Raw genomic sequence first — 18,756 nt, 5'->3', positions numbered from 1 at the left:
CCGAGGGCCAGCGGCACAAGCGCTAGGGCGTGTCCGACGGGTCGGCGCGGGCCCCGCGACGCCTGGCACGGCACCTCGCCGCGTTGTCGCATCACCCGAGTACGCCCAGTACGCGGGTAATGCTCCGCCTTGCGATGCACCGCACCAGACGCCGCGGAGCCCGCACCGACCCATCGGACACGCCCTAGCCCCGCGCGACACCGAGCGTGCCGGTCTGCGGTGGCGGCGGTGCGGCCTTCGACCCCGGGGAGCCCAGCTGGTGGGCCAGCCAGGGCAGCGCCTGTGCGAAGGCGGTGGCGCCGAACTGCCAGCTGTGCCGGCCGGGTGCCACCACGACGGCCGTGGTGATGCCGTCCTTGCGGGCGGCCGCGCTCAGCTGCCTGGCCTGCCGGATGTGCGGGCCTTCCTGGTCGCCGCTCTCGAACCAGCCGGAGACGTGCGGGTACTTGCCGTGGTGCGCCAGTACCGTCAGGGGGTCGTGGGAGGCCCAGGCCGCTGCGTCGCCGCCGTAGAGGTGGTCGATGGTCTGCTGCTTGTTCCCCGCGTTGGGGCCGGCGTCGCCGGAGATGTCCTCGAAGTGGGAGAAGACGTCGGGGTGTTCGAGCGTCAGGCCCACGGCGCAGGTGCCGCCCATCGACCAGCCGACCACACCCCACTTGTGCGGATCGGCGGAGGCGTTGAACGTCTTCTCGACATAGGGCGGAATGTCCCGGGTCAGATGGTTCTCCGCCTGGCCGCGGGGGCCGTTGACGCATTCGGTGTCCACCTTGAAGCCGCCGGAGGCGTCGGCGAAGACCAGGATCGGGGTGAAGCCGTGGTGCTTCCGGGCGTATGCGTCGGCGGTGGTGACGGCGTTGCCGGTCCGGGGCCAGTTGTCCGGTTCGGAGAACTCGCCGCCGATCATCTCCAGTACCGGCAGCTTGGGCCGGGTCCTGCTGCGGAACCAGGCGGGCGGCAGGTAGACCAGTTCCCGGCGCGGGTGGAAGCCGCCCGACGACGGGATGTCCACCGCCACGATGCGGCCGGTCGAGGTCTTGCCCGTCACGGTGCCGAGCTGGTCGAGAGCGATCTCGTGGGGCAGCGGGGCGTCCGACAACTCGCCGACGGCATCGGCCAGTGTCGTGCAGTATCCGGTCGAGACGTTCAGTACCTCGGCGGCCGAGGCCAGTGCCAGCACCGCGGCGACGGGTGCCACCGCCCGCCGCCACCAGCGGGCACTGCGCCAGCCCGTCACCAGGACGGCCAGGGCCGTGATCGCGGCACCCACCCAGACCCACAGCATGAGCGGAACCGGGTCGGTGATCCCGGCCAGCGGGACCACGGCCACCGCCATCGCGGCAGTCAGTACGCAGGACACCCCGATGGCCAACGGCGCCCGGCGCAGCCGCCATATTCGGTCGCGCAGGCCGATGGCGGCGAAACATGCCGCGACGGCGGTGAGTTGGAGGGCCCAGGGGAACCATCCGTCGAGCAATGAAACGTTCATGACGAGGAGCGTAGGCAGGGCGGCTCCGCCCACCAGCCCTTCCGGCGGCGGGCAACGAGCTTGTCAACGGACTGCGCGCCGGCCGAAACAGGATTGCGGGCAGATCTCCGCACAGCCCGTGGAACCGCCGGGCGCGCCGAACCATCGCTCACCCCCCCCCATGCGGCTGAGATCCACGACACACCCGCCCATGTCACATCCGGCCGGGCCGGTCCGTCATAGGTGTGCAGCCACCCGCACCAACACAGGAGCACACCATGAACGCCCGTCTGAACGCCTTCGCCAGCCCGACCGCGGGCAAGGTCGTCAAGCACCTCAACTCGGCAGGCAAGGCGGTCTCGGACTCCGCCCTGCCGGCCGCCACGCAGGAGCTGGTGAAGATCCGTGCCAGCCAGATCAACGGCTGCGGTTTCTGTCTCGACATGCACACCAAGGAAGCCGCCGCGGCCGGTGAGACCTCGACGCGTCTCCACCTGGTCGCCGCCTGGCGCGAGGCCACGGTCTTCACCGACGCCGAGCGCGCCGCGCTGGAGCTGACCGAACAGGGCACCCGCCTCGCCGACGCGGCCGGCGGCGTCACGGACGAGGTGTGGGCCAACGCCGCCAAGCACTACGACGAGGAGCAGCTCACCGCCCTGGTGTCGCTGATCGCCCTCATCAACGCCTACAACCGGCTGAACGTCATCCTCCAGCAGCCGGCCGGCGACTACCAGCCCGGCCAGTTCGGATGACAGGAGTTCCCCTCCCCGCCGCGGGCCCCCGGGCCCGCGGCGCCCGGCCGGGTAAGGCAGCATGAGCCCACCGACGAACTCCCTGGAGGACGGACGCCCATGCCGCCCAAGCCCGAAATAATGGCCGCCTTCGAGGCGGCAAAAGGCTTCATGCCCGCCGACGAGGGCCTCGCCCTGTACGCCGCCGCCGAGCAGGCCGCAGGCCTGGGGCTGCCGCTGCTCGAAGTCGGCACCTATTGCGGGCGGTCCACCATCCTGCTCGCCGCCGCCGCGCGCGAGGCGGGGACGACGGCCGTGACCGTCGACCACCACCGCGGCAGCGAGGAGCAGCAGCCGGGGTGGGAGTACCACGACACCTCCCTCGTCGACGACGGCGTGGGTCTGATGGACACGCTGCCGGTCTTCCGCCGCACCCTGCACCGGGCCGGGCTGGAGGAGCACGTCGTCGCGATGGTCGGACGGTCGCCCCAGGTGGCCGCGCTGTGGCGGGCGCCGCTGGGGCTGGTGTTCATCGACGGCGGGCACACCGACGAGCACGCCACCGCGGACTACGAGGGATGGGCCCCGCACATCGCGCCGGGCGGCCTGCTCGTCATCCACGATGTGTTCCCCGACCCCGCGGACGGCGGGCAGGCCCCGTACCGTGTGTATCTCCGGGCCCTGGAATCCGGGGCGTTCACCGAGATCTCGGTGACGCACTCGCTTCGCGTTCTGCAGCGCTCGGGCACCGGGATCTGAGCCGCGGGGCTAGCATCGCGGGGGTGTCCAGTCGTATGTGTCGCCGCCCCGCTGTCGTGTTGACGGCCCTGGCCGTGACCCTGTCCGTCGGTGCCGCCCTCACGGGCTGCTCGGGCACCCCGGCCGCCAAGGCCGGTCCCCTCTCCGCAGCGCCGTCCGTTCCGACGGGCGGCGCCACGGCCGCGTCCAGGCCGAAACCGTCGGAACCGGCGGCACCGACGACACCGGCGGACACGCCGGAACCGTCACCCGCTGCCGACGGCCCCCTCAAGGGCAAAACCGTCGTCATCGACCCCGGCCACAACATCCACAACCAGGAGCACCCCGCGGAGATCGACCGCCAGGTCGACGTCGGCAACGGGCACAAGGAGTGCGACACCACCGGCACCTCCACCAACTCCGGTTACGCGGAAGCCACGTTCAGCCTCGATGTCGCCCATCGCCTGCGCACGATCCTGCAGGGCCGCGGTGCCACCGTCGTCCTCACCCACGACGGCGACCGGCCGTACGGGCCGTGCGTGACCGAGCGCGCCGAGATCGGCAACAAGGCGCACGGGGACGCCGCCGTCTCCGTCCACGCCGACGGTGCCGCCGTCGGCGACCGCGGCTTCCATGTGATCCTGCCCGCCGCGGTCCGCGCCGGCGGCGTCGACAACTCGGCCATCGTGGCGCCCTCCAAGGAACTGGGCGCACGGATAGCCGGCAATTTCGTCCGGGCGACGGGGAGTGCCCCCTCCAACTACATCGGCGGCGGTACGGGGCTGGACACGCGCAGTGACCTCGGCGGTCTCAACCTGTCCACCATTCCGAAGGTCTTCATCGAATGCGGCAATATGCGCGACCCGCAGGATGCTGCTCTGCTCACCGACGGATCATGGCGCGAGAAAGCGGCGCAAGGGATCGCGGACGGCATCACGGACTTCCTGCACGGGTAAGAGCAGCAGGCCACAGGCATGTCACGAGGGTGATACGAACAGGACGCCCAGGACGACCCGGCGATAGGTTCACCCGTACGATGGGGGGCCGCCACCCCCGAGCGACGATTACTGACAGCACTGACAAAGGATTTTAGGTGAACATCCGCTCCCTCACTCGAGGTGACGGCGGGGTGATCGGAGCAGCGGTGTTGCTGTTCATCGCCTCGTTCCTCAGCTTCTACTCGTTCGACTGCGGGTCGGCCACGATCGGCTGCCCGAGCGAGCCGAACGGCTGGAAGCCCGATTACTTCCCGGCGCTGCCGTCGATCTTCCTCGCGGGAATCATCGCCGCTGCTCTGATCGTCGCCTCCCGTTTCCAGCCCGAGGGACGCAAGCTCGTGGGCCTGAGCCTGGACCAGTGGGGGAGCGCGCTGGCCGTGTTCGCCGCGTGGTCCTCGCTGTGGACGATCTTCGGCGGCCCGGACAGCGACCGCATCTCGCCCGGAACCGGGCAGATCCTGGCGCTGATCGCCAACCTGGTGCTGGCGGCGATCGCCCTGCTCACCCCGCGTACCCCGGCCCTGAAGGCCCCGCTCCTGCCGGCCCCGTCCGCCCAGCAGCCGGCGCCGGGCCCGTATGGCATGGCCCCGCAGCAGGGGTACGGCTACCCCGGCCCGGGCGCGATGCAGCAGCCCGGCGCGGGCGCCCCGGCCCCGTACGGCGCGCAGCCCCAGCAGCCGTACGGTGCGGCGCAGTCCGGTGAGACGCGGATCCAGCCGCCGATCGGCGGGCACGACGCGGCGGCCCCGGCAGCCGAGGGCACGGGTGCCGCTGCGGCTCCGCAGCCGGCGGCCGCGCCTGCGGACTTCGCTCCGTTCTGGTTCGCGGTGCCGGTGAACCGTCCCCTCTACGCGGAGGACGGCTCGCCGACGCCGATCGCCGAGCTGGCGCCCGGTACCTGGTACCTGGCGGTCGACCAGCGCGGTCAGGCGCTCGTGGCGCAGACGCAGGACGGCCGGCGCGGCGTTCTGCAGGACACGACGGGGATCCAGCGCGGCTGATCCTCCACATATCAACGGGCAGCGGCCCGCCGGCTCCGGCCGGCGGGCCGCTGTCTTGTCCCGGGAACCGTAACTGACGTACCGTCAATTTCCTTCCCCCGGGAGGAGCTCCCATGCGACTCGGCCTCGCGCTCGGCTACTGGGGCCGCCGCCCCGACCCCCGGCACCTCGAACTCGCCCGCCACGCCGAGCAGCTCGGCTACCACTCCGTGTGGACCGCCGAGTCCTGGGGCTCCGACGCCTTCACACCGCTGACCTGGATCGCGGCCCGCACCCGCCGCATCCGGCTGGGCACCGCGGTGGCCCAGATGGCGGCCCGCACCCCCACGGCCACGGCCATGCACGCCCTCACCCTCGACCATCTGTCCGGCGGGCGCATGCTGCTCGGCCTGGGCCTGTCGGGCCCGCAGGTGGTGGAGGGCTGGTACGGACGCCCGTTCCCCGCAAGCCCGTTGACGGCGACGCGGGAGTACGTGGACGTCGTCCGCCAGGTCCTGCACCGCCAGGGCCCGGTGGTCCTCAACGGCCGCTTCCACCAGCACCCGTACCACGGCCCGGACGGCACCGGCCTGGGCAAGCCGCTCCGCTCGATCACCCACCCGCTGCGGCGCGGGCTGCCGCCGGTGCTGCTGGGGGCGGAGGGCCCGAAGAACATCGCGCAGACGACGCGCATCGCGGACGGCTGGCTCCCGCTGTACTGGTCCCCGACCCGGGCCGCCGCCCTGTACGGCGACGCCCTGGCGGCCGCACCCGCGGGGTTCATGGTGGCGCCGCTGGTGCGTGCGCAGGTGTGCACGGATGTGAGCGAGGGCCTGCTGCCGGTGAAGGCGATGCTGGCGTTCTACGTGGGCGGCATGGGGCACGCGAGCCGCAACTTCCACGCGGAGCTGATGGCCCGCATGGGCTTCGAGGACGCGGCGCACCGGATAAGGGAGTTGTTCGCGGAGTCCCGGCGGGCGGAGGCGGTGGCTGCCGTACCGGATGCGTTCGCGGACGAGATCTCCCTGGTGGGCCCGCGCGAACGCATCGCGGAACGCCTGGAGTCGTGGCGGCGGGGCCCGGTCACGGACCTGCTGGTGGTGGCACCGGACCGGGCGACGCTGCGGGTGCTGGCGGAGCTGAACGCTTCGCTGTAAGGGGGGTTCGTCCACTGCTCACAGCCAGCCCTTCTGGCGGGCCTCCCGCACCGCCTCCATCCGGTTGCGGGTCTGCGTCTTGCCGATCGCCGCCGACAGATAGTTCCGTACCGTCGCCGGCGACAGGTGCACCTTCGCCGCGATGTCGGCCACGGTCGCGCCGTCCACCGCCGCGGCCAGGACGTCGCGTTCGCGCTGGGTGAGCGGGTTCGGGCCGGCGCTCAGGGCGGCCGCGGCCAGGGCCGGGTCGATGACGCGCTCACCGGCGAGGGCACGGCGGATCGCCGCCGCCAGGTCCTCCACGGGGCCGTCCTTGACCAGGAAGCCGGAGGCGCCCGCCTCCATCGCGCGGCGGAGGTAGCCGGGGCGGCCGAAGGTGGTGAGTATCAGGACGCGGCACTCGGGGAGCTGCGCGCGCAGGTCCGCGGCGGCGTCCAGGCCGCTGCGGCCGGGGAGTTCGATGTCGAGCAGGGCGACGTCGGGACGCTCCGACAGGGCGGTCGGGAGGATCTCGTCGCCGTTGCCCACCTGGGCCACGACCTCCATGTCCTCCTCCAGACCGAGCAGCAGCGCCAGCGCGCCCCGCATCATCCCCTGGTCCTCGGCCAGCAGTAGCTTGATCATGCCGCGCGTCCCTCTTCCTCGTCGTCCACGGGCAGTTCGGCCACGAGCCGGAAGCCGCGCTTGCTGTGGGGGCCGGTGGCCAGGGAGCCGCCGGCGGTGGCCAGCCGCTCGGTCAGGCCCTTCAGGCCCGTACCGCCCGTACCGCTCGTGCCCTCGGCCGAGACTACGCCGCGGCCGTCGTCCGTGATCTCCAGGTGGACGCGGCCGGGTTCGCCCCTGACCTCGATCGTGCAGCGCTCCGCGCCGCTGTGCCGTATGACGTTGGTGACACCCTCGCGCACCACCCACCCCAGCAGGGCCGCGGTCTGCGGCGGCAGCGGCGGGCCCGACTGGCGGATGTCCGCCGTGATGCCGGAGGCGTCCAGGCAGGAGCGGGCACTGTCGAGTTCGGTCGTCAGGCTGCCCTCGCGGTAGCCGGTGACCGCCTCGCGGATCTCGGTGAGGGCCTGGCGGCCGACCGCCTCGATGTCCGCGGCCTGGCCGAGCGCCGCGTCCAGGTTGCGGGGCGCGAGGCGGCGCACCGCCTCGGCCTTGACGACGATGACGGACATGGTGTGACCGAGCAGGTCGTGCAAGTCCCGCGAGAACCGCAGCCGTTCGCGCTCCACCGCCGCGTGGGCCAGCTCCTCGCGGGTGGCCTTGAGCTGGGTGACGGTCTCGTGGAAGTTCAGCAGCGTGGCCGAGATGGCGCCGGACAGCGCCGTGCCCCAGGCGATGGCCATCGTGTTCTGCGGATGGTCCTGGAACGTGGTGATGGCCCAGATGGAGAGCCCGGTCGCCCCGAGCGCACCCCCGAGCCAGGGGCCCTTGACGCGCATGACGACACCTATGGCCATGGAGAGCAGCGGGAAGCACAGCATCCAGTCGTTGCCGTAGCCGATGGTCAGGGCGTAGGTGATCATCACCAGCCCGGCCAGGGCGACGAACGGGATGCGGGTCTCGCGCCGGCGCTCGTCGAGGCTGGTGACGACCGCGGTGACGTAGCAGGCGACGAAGGCCGCCAGGCCCGCCCCGGCCAGCCAGGGCAGGGGCGTCCGGCCCTGGGCGATGTGGATGACGTTCCCGATGAGGACCAGGAGCCACAGTGTGAAGGTGCGCCAAGTCGGCGCGTTCATCCGCTCAATTGCCTTCATTGCTCCGCTGCTCATGGCCAGACTCTATGAAATGTCGCCGTGAGCTGGGCAGATGCGGATGTGTGCGAAGTGTCGATGACATTTGTCAGAACACGTTCTACACTGCGGGACCGCTACGGCACCGCCCCGTCCGGGGCGCTGAGATGAAGGGCAATCCGTCCATGCCCATCGATCCCGTCAAAGCCGTCTCCGCCCCACCGCGGACGGTTCCCCTCGCCTGGGACCACAAGGACGTCCAGCTCTACCACCTCGGCATCGGCGCCGGCGTCCCGGCCACCGACCCGGGCGAGCTCCGCTACACCCTGGAGAGCCGGCTGCACGTCCTGCCCTCCTTCGCCACCGTCGCCGGCGGCGGCATGGCCCTCGCCGGGGGGCTCTCCGCGCCCGGCATCGACGTCGACCTCGCCGCCGTGCTGCACGGCGGGCAGCACATCACACTCCACCGGCCCATCCCGGTCCGCGGCACGGACGTCACGCAGACCTCGCGCGTCGCCGCCGTGTACGACAAGGGGAAGGCCGCCGTCATCGCTCTGCGCACGGACGTCGCCGACGCCGACGGGCCGCTGTGGACCTCCGACGCCTCCATCTACGTCAAGGGCGAAGGCGGCTTCGGCGGCGAGCGCGGGCCCAGGGCCGGGAGCCCCGAACTGCCCGCCCGGGAGGCCGACTTCACCGTCGAGCGCGGCATCCGCGAGGACCAGGCCCTGCTCTACCGGCTCTCCGGGGACTGGAACCCGCTGCACGCCGACCCGGAGTTCGCCCGGCTCGCCGGCTTCGAACGCCCCATCCTGCACGGCCTGTGCTCGTACGGCATCGTCCTCAAGGCCGTCGTGGACACCGCACTCGGCGGCGACGTCACGCGCGTTCGCTCGTACGCCACCCGCTTCGCGGGCGTGGCCTACCCCGGCGAGACGCTGCGGATCCGGATGTGGCGCGACGGCGGCCGCATCCGGGTGGCGGCGGGTGCCGTGGAGCGGGGGGACGCGCCTGTCCTCACCGACACGTCCGTCGAGCACACCTGAGCAGTACCGCTGAGCAGTACCGCTGTGCAGTTCCGCTGTGCAGTTCCGCTGTGAAGGGAGCACCGCCATGCGTGCCGCCGTTCAGCTCGAGACAGGCCGGGACAAGCTCGAAGTCCTCGACGACGTCGAGGCCGTGGGGATCGGCCCCGGCAAGGTGAGAGTGCGCATCCGGGCGGGCGGGCTGTGCCACTCCGACCTCTCCGCCATGTCCGGCGTCCTGCCGCAGCCCGCCCCCTTCGTCCCCGGGCACGAGGGCGCGGGCGACGTGCTGGAGGCGGGCGAGGGCGTCACCTCCGTCAAGCCCGGCGACCGGGTCCTCGTCTGCTGGCTGCCGCCGTGCGGGGGCTGCCGGGCGTGCCGGCGCGGCCAGGGCCACCTCTGCCTCGCCGGTTTCATGAACTCCGGCACCCCCAACTTCCGCCGCCGCACGGGCGGGAGCGAGGTCTTCGGCTTCGCGGGCACCGGCACCTTCGCCGAGGAGACCGTCGTCGACGCGGGGTGCGCCGTGCCCGTCCCCGACGACGTGCCCTACGAGATCGCCGCCCTGATCGGCTGCGGAGTCACCACCGGACTCGGCGCCGCCCTCAACACGGCGCGGGTGGCGGCCGGTTCGTCGGTCGCCGTGATCGGCTGCGGCGGCGTCGGCATCTCCACGGTGCAGGGCGCGCGCCTCTCGGGCGCCGCGCAGATCGTCGCCGTCGACCCGGTCGCCTCCCGCCGCGAGGCCGCGCTGCGGTTCGGCGCCACGGAGGCCGTCGCCCCCGGCGAACTGCCCGGCGCCAAGGCCCGGGTCACGGGCGGCGAGGGCTTCGACTACGTCTTCGAGGTCGTCGGCACCTCCGCCACCGCCCGCACCGCCTACGAGACCACCCGCCGCGGCGGCACGCTGTGCATCGTCGGGGCGGGCGCGATGGACGACAACCTGCAGATCAACATGTTCGAGCTGTTCTTCGACGAGAAGCGGATCCTGCCCTCGCTGTACGGCGGCGGGGACGTGCTGCGCTCCTACGAACGGGCCATCGCCCTCTGGCGGGCGGGCCGTATCGACCTCGCGGGCCTGATCACCCACCGCGTCCCGCTCGCGGGCATCAACGACGCCGTCGAGCAGATGCGGACGGGCCAGGCGCTGCGCACCTGCATCGAGTTGTGAGGGGGACGGGATGGATACGGAGCTGCCGCTGCAGGGCAGAACGGCGATCGTCACCGGCGCCGGGCGCGGCCTCGGCCGGGCCGAGGCCCTGGAACTGGCCCGGCTCGGCGCGGCCGTGGTCGTCAACGACCACGGGCAGCCCGGCCGGGACGGCACCGGGGAGGCGTCCGCCGGGCCCGCCGGGTCCGTCGTCGAGGAGATCCGCGCGACGGGCGGACGGGCCGTGGCCCACCTCGGCGACGTGGCGGACTTCGAGCAGGCCCGCGACCTCGTGCGATGCGCCCTCGACAGCTTCGGCGGCTCGCTCGACATCCTTGTGAACAACGCGGGCATCCTGCGCGACCGGATGGTCTTCTCGATGTCCGAGGAGGAATGGGACGCGGTCATCCGCGTCCATCTGAAAGGGCACTTCACCACCACGCGCTTCGCCGCCGCGCACTGGCGGGAACGGGCCAAGGCCACCGGCCGGCCGGTCTACGGGCGGATCGTCAACACCTCCTCGGAGGCGTTCCTCGCCGGTTCGGCGGGGCAGCCCAACTACGCGGCCGCCAAGGGCGGAATCGTCGGGCTGACGACGTCGACGGCCGAGGCGCTGCGCAAGTACGGGGTCACGGCGAACGTCATCTGCCCGCGGGCCAGGACCCGGATGACCGCGGACGTCTTCGCAGCCCCGGAAGGGGACGGCGCGCTGGACCCGCTGGCGCCGGAACACGTCGCTCCGCTTGTCGCCTACCTCGCCTCGCCGGGGGCGGCGCAGGTGAGCGGGCAGGTCTTCGTCGTGCACGGCGGGATGGTGGCCGTGGTCGAACGGCCCAGGGTGGCCGCGCAGTTCGACGCGGCGGACGGGGCGTTCAGCGCCGCGGAGCTGGAGTCCGTGCTCGGCCCCTACTACGCGGGGCGGCCGCCGCACGAGACGTTCGCGGCGGTGGAGGTGCTGGGGCTGCACAAAGGCCGACCGGCCGCCGGGTGAGCCCGGCGGCCGGTCGGATGGCGGTGCCGCTGCGCTCAGGCTGCCGCCGCCTGGTCCATGTCGGCGTTGCGGCGGTGCTTGCCGTGGGCGGGGATGCGGTCGTCGTCCGAGGACGCCTGCGGACCGCGGTGCCTGCCGGTGCCGGCGGCTGCGGCCTGGGCGGACGCCTCGGGGCGCGCCTCGGTCGTGTCGGTACGGACATCGGGCATGTGGGAAGTCACTCCGTCGGATGTGGATTGCGGGCTGTGCGCGTGGGGGAACAGCCTTGTCGCTTTCCGCGCGTGACCGAGCGTCGGCGCAGCCCCCGTCCGAGTTTAACGGGGGCTTGATCACCGGAGTCAATCGGGGCCGGGGCGGCTGCGCCTGGCCTGGGCCGGTTCGCTTCGTCTGCGGGCGGGTTGTGGTTGCTCGCGCAGTTCCTCCCCCGGCTACCGCTGGGGGTACCCCCAGCGCCCCTTTCGGGGTGCCTACCGCGCCCTCGCCTGCGGTGCCAGCCGCAGCGGTACCGGCCGGGCCGGCGCTAACGCCTCCGCCTCGTCCTCCTCCGGCGCCTGCGCGAGCCCACACGGCACCGCCGCCGTCACGAACGGCAACCGCAGCTCCCCGTCCGCCGTCCACAGCCCCGCCCCCGTCAACCACCCCTCGGGCGCCGCGAATTGCCGCAGCCGTTTCGTCACCGGCCGCCACACCCCGACCCCCGTCGTCCCGTCGCGGCGAACGGCGAAGGCCACCGCACACCCCTCCGGCGACAGCGCCTGCCCCGGCTGTGCCGCGATCGGCTGCAGCGAGGCGCCGTCGGGCATCAGGCACTCGGGGAAGCGCACCGGCCGTGCCGAGCCGAGGACGCCCCACCCCAGCCGGTCCGTACCGGGTGCGTCGGACCGTACGACCAGGAGGCCGCTGTCCGGTTCGGCCAGCAGCAGCCGGTCGTTGCTGTGCTCCGTGATCTGCAGCAGCGGGCTCGTCTCGCCGCCGCGCCCGAGGTCGACGACGACGGCCTTGGTCAGCCCGTCCAGTTCGCGGTCCAGCGCCAGCAGCCGGCCCGAGCGGTCGAGCCAGGCGCCGCCCTCGCAGCGGCCGGGCACCGTCGCCAGCAGGTCGGGGCAGGAGGTGCTGCCGTGCACCTGCCACAACGTGGTCGACTCGGCGCCGTGCACCAGGGCGTAGGCGGACGTGCCGTCCGGAGCGGGCGGCAGCAGCGTCAGCTGCGGGCACTCGATGGCCCCCAGCGGCACCTCGCCGGTGCCGCGCCCGGCGGGGTAGAGCAGCGAGAGCGCGAACCGCTCGCCGACCCGCCGGCGGATGAGCACGCGCCCGTCGGTGAGCGGCAGCAGCCGGCTGTCCGGCTCCTCCGGCTGCGTGCCGGGCAGCGGCACCGCGTACGGCTCGGGGCCGTCGAGCGTCCAGCGCTCCGGAAACCAGCCATCCGTCCCCCGCCCGAGGGCCAGCCACGCCGCGTACGATCCGTCCGCTGTGACCGTGAATGGCATGTGTCGTCCGTCCGCCCGGGCACCCGGTGGAGTGCCGGCCGGAGCGCTCTGAGGACTGCTCTGTGGGGCACAGACCGTCATGAGAAACGTCACCTCCGGCACAGAACGTAGTTTTCGGGCTGCGAGCCGAACCCTCCGGGCGGGGGTGCTTCACGCGTAAGGGTGGCTCTTGTCCGATTCGCCTGAGGAGCGGGACACGGATGTGCTTCCTCCTCGGCGGTTCGGTGAGCGTCGGTAAGGGGAGGCAGGCCTCAGTGGCCGGACGAGGCCCCTTGACCCACCGCCCGCCCCCGCCCCCGCGAGGCCTCGTGTCCGGGCAGTGAAGGCCGGGCCGGGGGACAGGTAGCCTTTCCTCGTGCCCGCACTGTCTGAAGTCATCGCCGCCCTCGACGCTCTCTGGCCCCCGGAGCGGGCCGAGCAGTGGGACGCCGTCGGCACGGTCTGCGGCGAACCCGATGCACCCGTCAGCCGCGTGCTCTTCGCGGTCGACCCCGTCCAGGAGGTCGTCGACGAGGCGGTGGAGCTCGGTGCCGACCTGCTCGTCACCCACCACCCGCTGTACCTGCGCGGGACGACGACGGTCGCGGCCTCCACGTTCAAGGGCCGTGCCGTGCACACCCTCATCAAGCACGACATCGCCCTGCACGTCGCGCACACCAACGCCGACCGCGCCGACCCCGGCGTCTCCGACGCCCTCGCCGGCGCCCTCGACCTGCGCGTCATCGCACCCCTCGTGCCCGACCCGACGGACCCCTCGGGCCGCCGCGGCCTCGGCCGCATCTGCGAGCTCGACCCGCCGGTGAGCCTGGGCGACTTCGCCGCGCGCGCCGCCAAGCGGCTGCCCGGCACCGCCCAGGGCATCCGCGTCGCCGGGGACCCCGAACGCACCCTCCGCACGGTCGCCGTCTGCGGCGGCTCCGGCGACTCCCTCTTCGCCGAGGTGCGCGCCGCCGGTGTCGACGCCTACGTCACCGCCGACCTGCGCCACCACCCCGCCTCCGAGGCCCAGCAGCACAGCCCGCTGGCCCTCGTCGACGCCGCCCACTGGGCCACCGAGTGGCCCTGGACCGAGCAGGCCGCCGCCCAGCTCGACGAGATCTCCGACCGCCACGGCTGGGGCCTGCGCACCCACGTCTCGCGGAAGGTCACCGACCCCTGGACCGCCCACGCGGCGTCCGCCGTCTCTCATCACTCCTAGGAGCCCCCAACTGAACGCCGCGCCCGCCGACCAGATCCGCCTCCTCGATCTCCAGGCCCTGGACACCCGCCTCGGCCAGCTCGCCCACAAGCGCAAGAGCCTGCCCGAGCACGCCGAGATCCAGACGCTCGAGGGCGACCTCGCCCAGCACCGCGACCTCCTCGTCGCCGCGCAGACCCAGGAGAGCGACACCGCCCGCGAGCAGGCCAAGGCCGAGCAGGACGTCGACCAGGTCCGCCAGCGCGCCGCCCGCGACCAGCAGCGCCTGGACTCCGGCGCCGGCATGTCCCCCAAGGACCTGGAGAACCTCCAGCACGAGGTGGCCTCCCTCGCCAAGCGCCAGGGCGACCTGGAGGACGTCGTCCTCGAGGTCATGGAGCGCCGCGAGGCCGCCCAGGAGCGGGTCAAGGAGCTGACCGGCCGCGTCGAGTCCGTCCAGGCCAAGGTCAACGACGCCGCCGCGCGCCGCGACGCCGCCACCGAGGCCATCGACGCCGAGGTCGCCACCGTGACCAAGGAGCGCGAGCTCGTCGCCGCCACCATCCCCGACGCGCTGCTGAAGCTCTACGACAAGCTCCGTGTCCAGCAGGGCGGCGTCGGTGCGGCCCGCCTGTACCAGCGCCGCTGCGAGGGCTGCCGGCTGGAGCTCAACATCACCGAGGTCAACGAGGTCCGGGCCGCGGCCGCCGACGAGGTCGTGCGGTGCGAGAACTGCCGCCGGATCCTGGTCCGTACGCCCGAGTCGGGGCTGTAGGGGCTGTAGTGGCGCATCGCTTCATCGTCGAAGCGGACGGCGGCTCCCGGGGCAACCCGGGCCCCGCCGGCTACGGCGCCGTCGTCCTGGACGCGGCGACGGGCGAGGCCCTCGCGGAGGCGGCCGAGTACATCGGCACGGCGACCAACAACGTCGCCGAGTACCGGGGGCTGATCGCCGGGCTGGAGGCGGCCAAGGCCATCGACCCGGATGCCGAGATCGCGGTCCGGATGGACTCCAAGCTCGTCGTCGAGCAGATGTCCGGCCGCTGGAAGATCAAGCACCCGGACATGCGGCCGCTCGCCGCCCGGGCACAGACCCTCTTCCCGCCCGGCCGGGTCACCTACGAGTGGATCCCGCGCGAGCGGAACAAACATGCGGACCGGCTGGCCAACGAGGCCATGGACGCGGGCAAGCGGGGCGTGCCGTGGGAGCCGGGGGCCGTGGCTCCCGAGCCTGCTGCCGCTGCCGTTGCCGGGCAGCCCAAGGCCGCGCCCGTGGGCTGGGCCGCGCCCGCCGATCTCGGGGCGCCGACGACGTTCGTCCTGCTGCGGCACGGCGAGACGGCGCTGACGCCGCAGAAACGGTTCTCGGGGAGCGGTGGCAGCGACCCCGAACTGTCGCCCGCCGGGCGCCGCCAGGCGGACGCGGTGGCCGCCGCGCTCGCGGCCCGCGGCACCGTCCAGGCCGTCGTCACCTCGCCGCTGCGCCGCTGCCGCGAGACGGCGGCCACGGTGGCGGCCCGGCTCGGCCTGGAGGTCCGGGTCGAAGAGGGCCTGCGCGAAACGGACTTCGGCGCCTGGGAGGGCCTGACCTTCGCCGAGGTGCGCGAGCGCCACCCCGCGGACCTGGACGCCTGGCTCGCCTCCACGAAGGCGGCCCCCACGGGCGGCGGCGAGAGCTTCGCCGCGGTGGCGCGGCGGGTGTCCGCCGCCCGCGACCGGCTGCTGGAGCAGTACGCGGGGCGGACGGTGTTGCTGGTGTCGCATGTGACGCCGGTGAAGACGCTGGTGCGGCTTGCGCTGGGCGCGCCGCCCGAGTCGCTGTTCCGGATGGAGCTGTCGGCGGCGTCGTTGAGCGCGGTGGCGTATTACGCGGACGGCAATGCGTCGTTGCGGTTGCTGAACGATACGGGGCATCTGAGGTAGGGGCGGCGCCTCACGCGGGGCGCGGCTCCCCTTACGGGGCGCGGAGGGCTCTTGCCGCAAGTACCTTGTCCAGCAACGCGATCGCCCGCAATCGCTGCGCCTCCCGTTGCTCGATCTCCACCGCACTCTCACCCGTTGCCGCGACCCTCGGGCAGGACGGGCACTGCCAGCGGTCGGGGTCTCCGACGGCCGGCGGGTCCATGGTCACGTCGCACTGCGGACACCGCACGGTGATCCCTTCCACGTGCCCGCACGACGCGCACACCCACACCGGCCCCTCCGCGTCCTGCTGCCGCCACGCCGTCCGCCTGCACTGCGGGCAGCCGGTGGTGGCGATCCCGGCCCGGCTCATGACCGGGGGTTCGGGAGTGGAGTCGGCGTACTCGATGATCCGGGCCCGGACGCGGTCGTCCGTCGTATTGGCCATCCGCAGCAGGTGGACGACCCGCGAACGCGCTTCGTCGACGAAATCGTTCATGGCGGTCAGCAGGCTACCGCGCCGGGTCTCCGCAACTGTGCGGCTTCCCGCGCGAGTTCCGCGACCCGCCCCCAGTCGCCCGAGCGCACTGCCTCCGGGGGTGCCATCCAGGTGCCGCCCACGCAGCCCACGTTGGGCAGGGCCAGGTAGGCGCGCGCCGCGCCGGGGCCGATGCCGCCCGTGGGGCAGAACCGGGCGGTCGGCAGGGGTCCGGCCAGGGACTTCAGATAGGGCGCCCCGCCCGCCGCCTCCGCCGGGAAGAACTTCATCTCGCGCACGCCCCGTTCCAGCAGCGCCAGCACCTCCGACGCCGTGGAGACCCCCGGCAGGAACGGCACCCCCGAGGCCCGCATCGCGTCCAGCAGCCGCTCCGTCCACCCGGGGCTGACCAGGAACCGGGCCCCGGCCTGCACCGCGGCCTCCGCCTGGGCGGGCCGCAGCACGGTCCCGGCGCCGACCACCGCCTCGGGGACCTCCTCCGCCACGGCCCGGATCGCCGTCAGGGCGGCATGCGTGCGCAGCGTCACCTCGATCGCCGGCAGCCCGCCCGCGACCAGGGCGCGCGCCAGCGGCACGGCCCGGGACACGTCGTCGATCACCACGACGGGCAGCACGGGGGCCAGGTCGAGTAGGGTCACGGCGGTCATCCTGCCGCCGGGTGTCACCTGTCGCAACGGCCGTTGCGCACAGTGCAACGGCATGCGCTAGAGCTCGGACACCACCACGTCGAGCGCCCAGGGCTTCCCGCCCTTCGCGGGCGGGGTGTCGCCCTCGACCGTGTACCCCAAGTCCCGCAGGGCCACGGCGAGTTCGGCCGGGTCCGAGGGGCGGGCGCCGGCCGTCAGCAGGTCCCGCACCAGCCGCCCCTTGGTCGCCTTGTTGAAGTGGCTGACGACCGACCGCTTCTCGACGCCGTTCACGGTCTTCGCGTGCAGCACCCGCACCGTGGCCGTGCGCCCGGCGAGTTCGCCCTTCGGCTTCCAGGCGGCGGCGTAGGCGGCGGAGCGCAGGTCGAGGACGAGCCCGTCGCCCGCCGCGGCGGGCATGACCTGCGCCACCGGCTCGCGCCAGTACGCGCCCAGCGCTCCGATGCCCGGCAGCTTGACGCCCATCGAGCAGCGGTAGGAGGGGATCGCGTCGGTGATCCGCACCGCGCCCCAGAGCCCGGAGAAGACCAGCAGCGACTCCTCGGCCGCCTTCCGGGCCGGGCCGTCGAGGGTGGCGAGCCCGAGCGCGTCGTAGAGCACACCGGTGTAGATCTCCCCGGCGGGCCGGGTGCCGGCCGTGCGCAGCGCGGCGTTCTTGGCGATCTCGCCGCGCAGCCCGGGGCTCAGCCCCAGCACCTCGGCCGCCTTCTCCTCGTCGCCCGAGCACAGCTCGACCAGCTCCGTGAGCACGGCCTCGCGGGCCTCCGCGAGCCCCGGCAGCGACAGCGACTCCGTCTTCAGCGCGGCACCGGTGCCTCCGGTGGCCTTCCCCTCGGACGGCGGCAGCAGGACGAGCACGGCGGATCGGTCTCCTTCGGGGGTCGGGGGCGGAGCCCCTCCGAGCCTAGTGTGGTTCGTCCCCGCGCAGGCTGCCGGTAGCATGGTCGTCACGGCGGACGAGCCGGCCGGGCGGCCGCGTGGGATCGTTTTCGGTCCCCCGAGGAACGTCCGGGCTCCACACGGCAGGGTGGTGGGTAACGCCCACCCGGGGTGACCCGCGGGACAGTGCCACAGAAAACAGACCGCCGGAGGCCGCAAGGCGTCCGGTAAGGGTGAAACGGTGGTGTAAGAGACCACCAGCGACCGGGGTGACCCGGCCGGCTAGGTAAACCCCACCCGGAGCAAGGTCAAGAGGGGACACCCCGGTGTCCCTGCGCGGACGATCGAGGGCTGCCCGCCCGAGTCCGCGGGTAGACCGCACGAGCCTGCCGGCAACGGCAGGCCTAGATGGATGGCCGCCTCCCCGAGGGCCGCAAGGCCCCCGGGAGACAGAACCCGGCGTATAGGTCGACTCGTCCGTCGGTCGACTGAAGCGGGGCCCTCTGACCAGCAAAGTTGCAGGTCAGAGGGCCTTTTGCGTCTCTCGGGCGCTGTAACCGCCTGCCGACTCTTAGTGACTGTTGGGGCCTGTTTCTCAGTGTTGTGTGGCGATTGTGTGGCGGTGAGACTGGGGTCGACAGGCGTCTCGACCTGGCCAGATCTACGGTCGAGACGTGGACTTCAACATCGACGCGAGTGAGGAGCAGGTGCTCTTCCTCGTCGTCGGGCACATGGATGCGGGCAACCCCCCGACTGCCGAAGAGCTCTCTGGTCAGGCGGGCCGGGCCGGGACGTTGAGGGTGAAGTCGAGTCGCTTCGCCGGAAGGGCTGGTTCCTTGTCCGCGATGTGGACGGCCGCCCGACGATCGTGGGCCTCTCGCCCATAGCGACGGCCGCCGTGCGCAACCTTCGCTTCGGCAGGCACGGGCAAGGGGGCTGACCACGGGGGCCCGGTGGTCAGCCGCCTACCGCACCGTATTAGCCGTGTTCGGCGATCCGCTCCCGGATCCGATCCGAAAGAATGTTCAGCATCGGAGCGGCATCAGGTCGGGCAGCACCCGCAAGTTCGAGAGCATCAAGCACCGCACCGCCCTCTCCCCTCGTGACGAGGCCGAGCAGAGGGCCCGGCCGCTTCATCTGCTCGTACAGCCGCAGGACAAGCTGGTCGTCGTCCCTAGTGCTCTGACCGCATAG

Annotated in this window: 19 protein-coding genes and 1 other RNA gene; 12 read left to right on the top strand and 8 right to left on the bottom strand. The window is 72.8% G+C overall.

All coding sequences use genetic code 11. The features are described 5' to 3' along the window. Nucleotides 1-184 precede the first annotated feature (184 nt). Nucleotides 185-1,486: an alpha/beta hydrolase gene (locus tag HG542_RS13005; RefSeq protein WP_171080824.1), complete on the bottom strand. Its 1,302-nt coding sequence runs from the start codon at nt 1,484-1,486 to the stop codon at nt 185-187. Between the two features lie 257 nt (nt 1,487-1,743). On the opposite strand from HG542_RS13005, the gene HG542_RS13000 reads away from it, so the two are divergent. From HG542_RS13000 to HG542_RS12980, 5 genes are all read left to right on the top strand, one after another. Then, entirely contained in the window at nt 1,744-2,217 is a 474-nt protein-coding gene (locus HG542_RS13000) for a carboxymuconolactone decarboxylase family protein (RefSeq protein WP_171080822.1), read from the top strand. A 99-nt stretch (nt 2,218-2,316) separates the two neighbouring features. Then, nucleotides 2,317-2,955 carry a class I SAM-dependent methyltransferase gene (locus HG542_RS12995; protein WP_171080820.1) on the top strand — a complete coding sequence of 213 codons (639 nt, stop codon included), beginning with the start codon at nt 2,317-2,319 and terminating at the stop codon, nt 2,953-2,955. A gap of 35 nt (nt 2,956-2,990) precedes the next feature. Then, nucleotides 2,991-3,890, top strand: a complete 900-nt coding sequence (locus tag HG542_RS12990; protein ID WP_171080846.1) for an N-acetylmuramoyl-L-alanine amidase — start codon at nt 2,991-2,993, stop codon at nt 3,888-3,890. Between the two features lie 137 nt (nt 3,891-4,027). Next, nucleotides 4,028-4,933 (top strand): DUF5336 domain-containing protein, encoded by a 906-nt coding sequence (locus HG542_RS12985; protein ID WP_171080818.1) that lies wholly within the window; start codon nt 4,028-4,030, stop codon nt 4,931-4,933. 113 nt (nt 4,934-5,046) lie between these two features. Continuing rightward, nucleotides 5,047-6,069, top strand: a complete 1,023-nt coding sequence (locus HG542_RS12980; RefSeq protein WP_171080815.1) for an LLM class F420-dependent oxidoreductase — start codon at nt 5,047-5,049, stop codon at nt 6,067-6,069. An 18-nt stretch (nt 6,070-6,087) separates the two neighbouring features. Here the strand turns inward: HG542_RS12980 and HG542_RS12975 are convergent, their stop codons facing one another. Together HG542_RS12975 and HG542_RS12970 are read right to left on the bottom strand one after the other, a co-directional pair. Further along, nucleotides 6,088-6,693 carry a response regulator transcription factor gene (locus HG542_RS12975; RefSeq protein WP_171080813.1) on the bottom strand — a complete coding sequence of 202 codons (606 nt, stop codon included), beginning with the start codon at nt 6,691-6,693 and terminating at the stop codon, nt 6,088-6,090. Next, nucleotides 6,690-7,841: a sensor histidine kinase gene (locus tag HG542_RS12970; RefSeq protein WP_171080811.1), complete on the bottom strand. Its 1,152-nt coding sequence runs from the start codon at nt 7,839-7,841 to the stop codon at nt 6,690-6,692. The genes HG542_RS12975 and HG542_RS12970 overlap by 4 nt, the downstream gene beginning before the upstream one ends. A gap of 146 nt (nt 7,842-7,987) precedes the next feature. Here HG542_RS12970 and HG542_RS12965 point away from each other — a divergent pair, with 146 nt between their 5' ends. The 3 genes from HG542_RS12965 (at nt 7,988) to HG542_RS12955 (ending at nt 10,968) form a co-directional block, all read left to right on the top strand. Next, entirely contained in the window at nt 7,988-8,848 is an 861-nt protein-coding gene (locus tag HG542_RS12965) for a MaoC/PaaZ C-terminal domain-containing protein (RefSeq protein WP_171080809.1), read from the top strand. Between the two features lie 67 nt (nt 8,849-8,915). Further along, entirely contained in the window at nt 8,916-9,998 is a 1,083-nt protein-coding gene (locus HG542_RS12960) for a Zn-dependent alcohol dehydrogenase (RefSeq protein ID WP_171080807.1), read from the top strand. Between the two features lie 10 nt (nt 9,999-10,008). Then, nucleotides 10,009-10,968 carry a 3-oxoacyl-ACP reductase gene (locus HG542_RS12955; RefSeq protein WP_171080805.1) on the top strand — a complete coding sequence of 320 codons (960 nt, stop codon included), beginning with the start codon at nt 10,009-10,011 and terminating at the stop codon, nt 10,966-10,968. A 35-nt stretch (nt 10,969-11,003) separates the two neighbouring features. Here the strand turns inward: HG542_RS12955 and HG542_RS12950 are convergent, their stop codons facing one another. Both HG542_RS12950 and HG542_RS12945 read right to left on the bottom strand, forming a co-directional pair. After that, on the bottom strand, nt 11,004-11,177 hold the full coding sequence (locus tag HG542_RS12950) for a hypothetical protein (protein ID WP_171080803.1): 174 nt from the start codon (nt 11,175-11,177) through the stop codon (nt 11,004-11,006). Nucleotides 11,178-11,435: 258 nt separating this feature from the next. Further along, nucleotides 11,436-12,458, bottom strand: a complete 1,023-nt coding sequence (locus HG542_RS12945; protein ID WP_176606492.1) for a hypothetical protein — start codon at nt 12,456-12,458, stop codon at nt 11,436-11,438. 355 nt (nt 12,459-12,813) lie between these two features. On the opposite strand from HG542_RS12945, the gene HG542_RS12940 reads away from it, so the two are divergent. Genes HG542_RS12940 through HG542_RS12930 form a run of 3 tightly spaced genes read left to right on the top strand, consistent with a single transcriptional unit; the run spans nt 12,814 to nt 15,558 of the window. Continuing rightward, nucleotides 12,814-13,656, top strand: coding sequence for a Nif3-like dinuclear metal center hexameric protein (locus HG542_RS12940; protein ID WP_171080801.1), 843 nt, complete (start codon nt 12,814-12,816; stop codon nt 13,654-13,656). A 10-nt stretch (nt 13,657-13,666) separates the two neighbouring features. After that, nucleotides 13,667-14,410 carry a zinc ribbon domain-containing protein gene (locus tag HG542_RS35770; RefSeq protein WP_171080844.1) on the top strand — a complete coding sequence of 248 codons (744 nt, stop codon included), beginning with the start codon at nt 13,667-13,669 and terminating at the stop codon, nt 14,408-14,410. Nucleotides 14,411-14,418: 8 nt separating this feature from the next. Then, a complete protein-coding gene (locus HG542_RS12930; RefSeq protein WP_171080799.1) occupies nt 14,419-15,558 on the top strand; it encodes a bifunctional RNase H/acid phosphatase in 1,140 nt (379 codons plus the stop codon). A 31-nt stretch (nt 15,559-15,589) separates the two neighbouring features. Here HG542_RS12930 and HG542_RS34955 read toward each other — a convergent pair whose 3' ends face one another. Genes HG542_RS34955 through yaaA form a run of 3 tightly spaced genes read right to left on the bottom strand, consistent with a single transcriptional unit; the run spans nt 15,590 to nt 17,541 of the window. Then, nucleotides 15,590-16,036: a hypothetical protein gene (locus HG542_RS34955; protein WP_227725219.1), complete on the bottom strand. Its 447-nt coding sequence runs from the start codon at nt 16,034-16,036 to the stop codon at nt 15,590-15,592. A gap of 5 nt (nt 16,037-16,041) precedes the next feature. Next, entirely contained in the window at nt 16,042-16,683 is a 642-nt protein-coding gene (locus tag HG542_RS12920) for a bifunctional 4-hydroxy-2-oxoglutarate aldolase/2-dehydro-3-deoxy-phosphogluconate aldolase (RefSeq protein WP_190076263.1), read from the bottom strand. A 57-nt stretch (nt 16,684-16,740) separates the two neighbouring features. Continuing rightward, nucleotides 16,741-17,541 carry a peroxide stress protein YaaA gene (gene yaaA / locus HG542_RS12915; protein ID WP_171080796.1) on the bottom strand — a complete coding sequence of 267 codons (801 nt, stop codon included), beginning with the start codon at nt 17,539-17,541 and terminating at the stop codon, nt 16,741-16,743. Between the two features lie 99 nt (nt 17,542-17,640). Here yaaA and rnpB point away from each other — a divergent pair. Then, nucleotides 17,641-18,042: RNase P RNA component class A (gene rnpB / locus HG542_RS12910), an RNA gene on the top strand. Nucleotides 18,043-18,756: the final 714 nt, after the last annotated feature.

The organism is Streptomyces morookaense, from assembly GCF_013030945.1.
Classification (GTDB): domain Bacteria; phylum Actinomycetota; class Actinomycetes; order Streptomycetales; family Streptomycetaceae; genus Streptomyces; species Streptomyces morookaensis.
The sequence above is the reverse complement of the archived record's forward strand: the minus strand, read 5'-3'. Positions and strand labels throughout refer to the sequence as shown.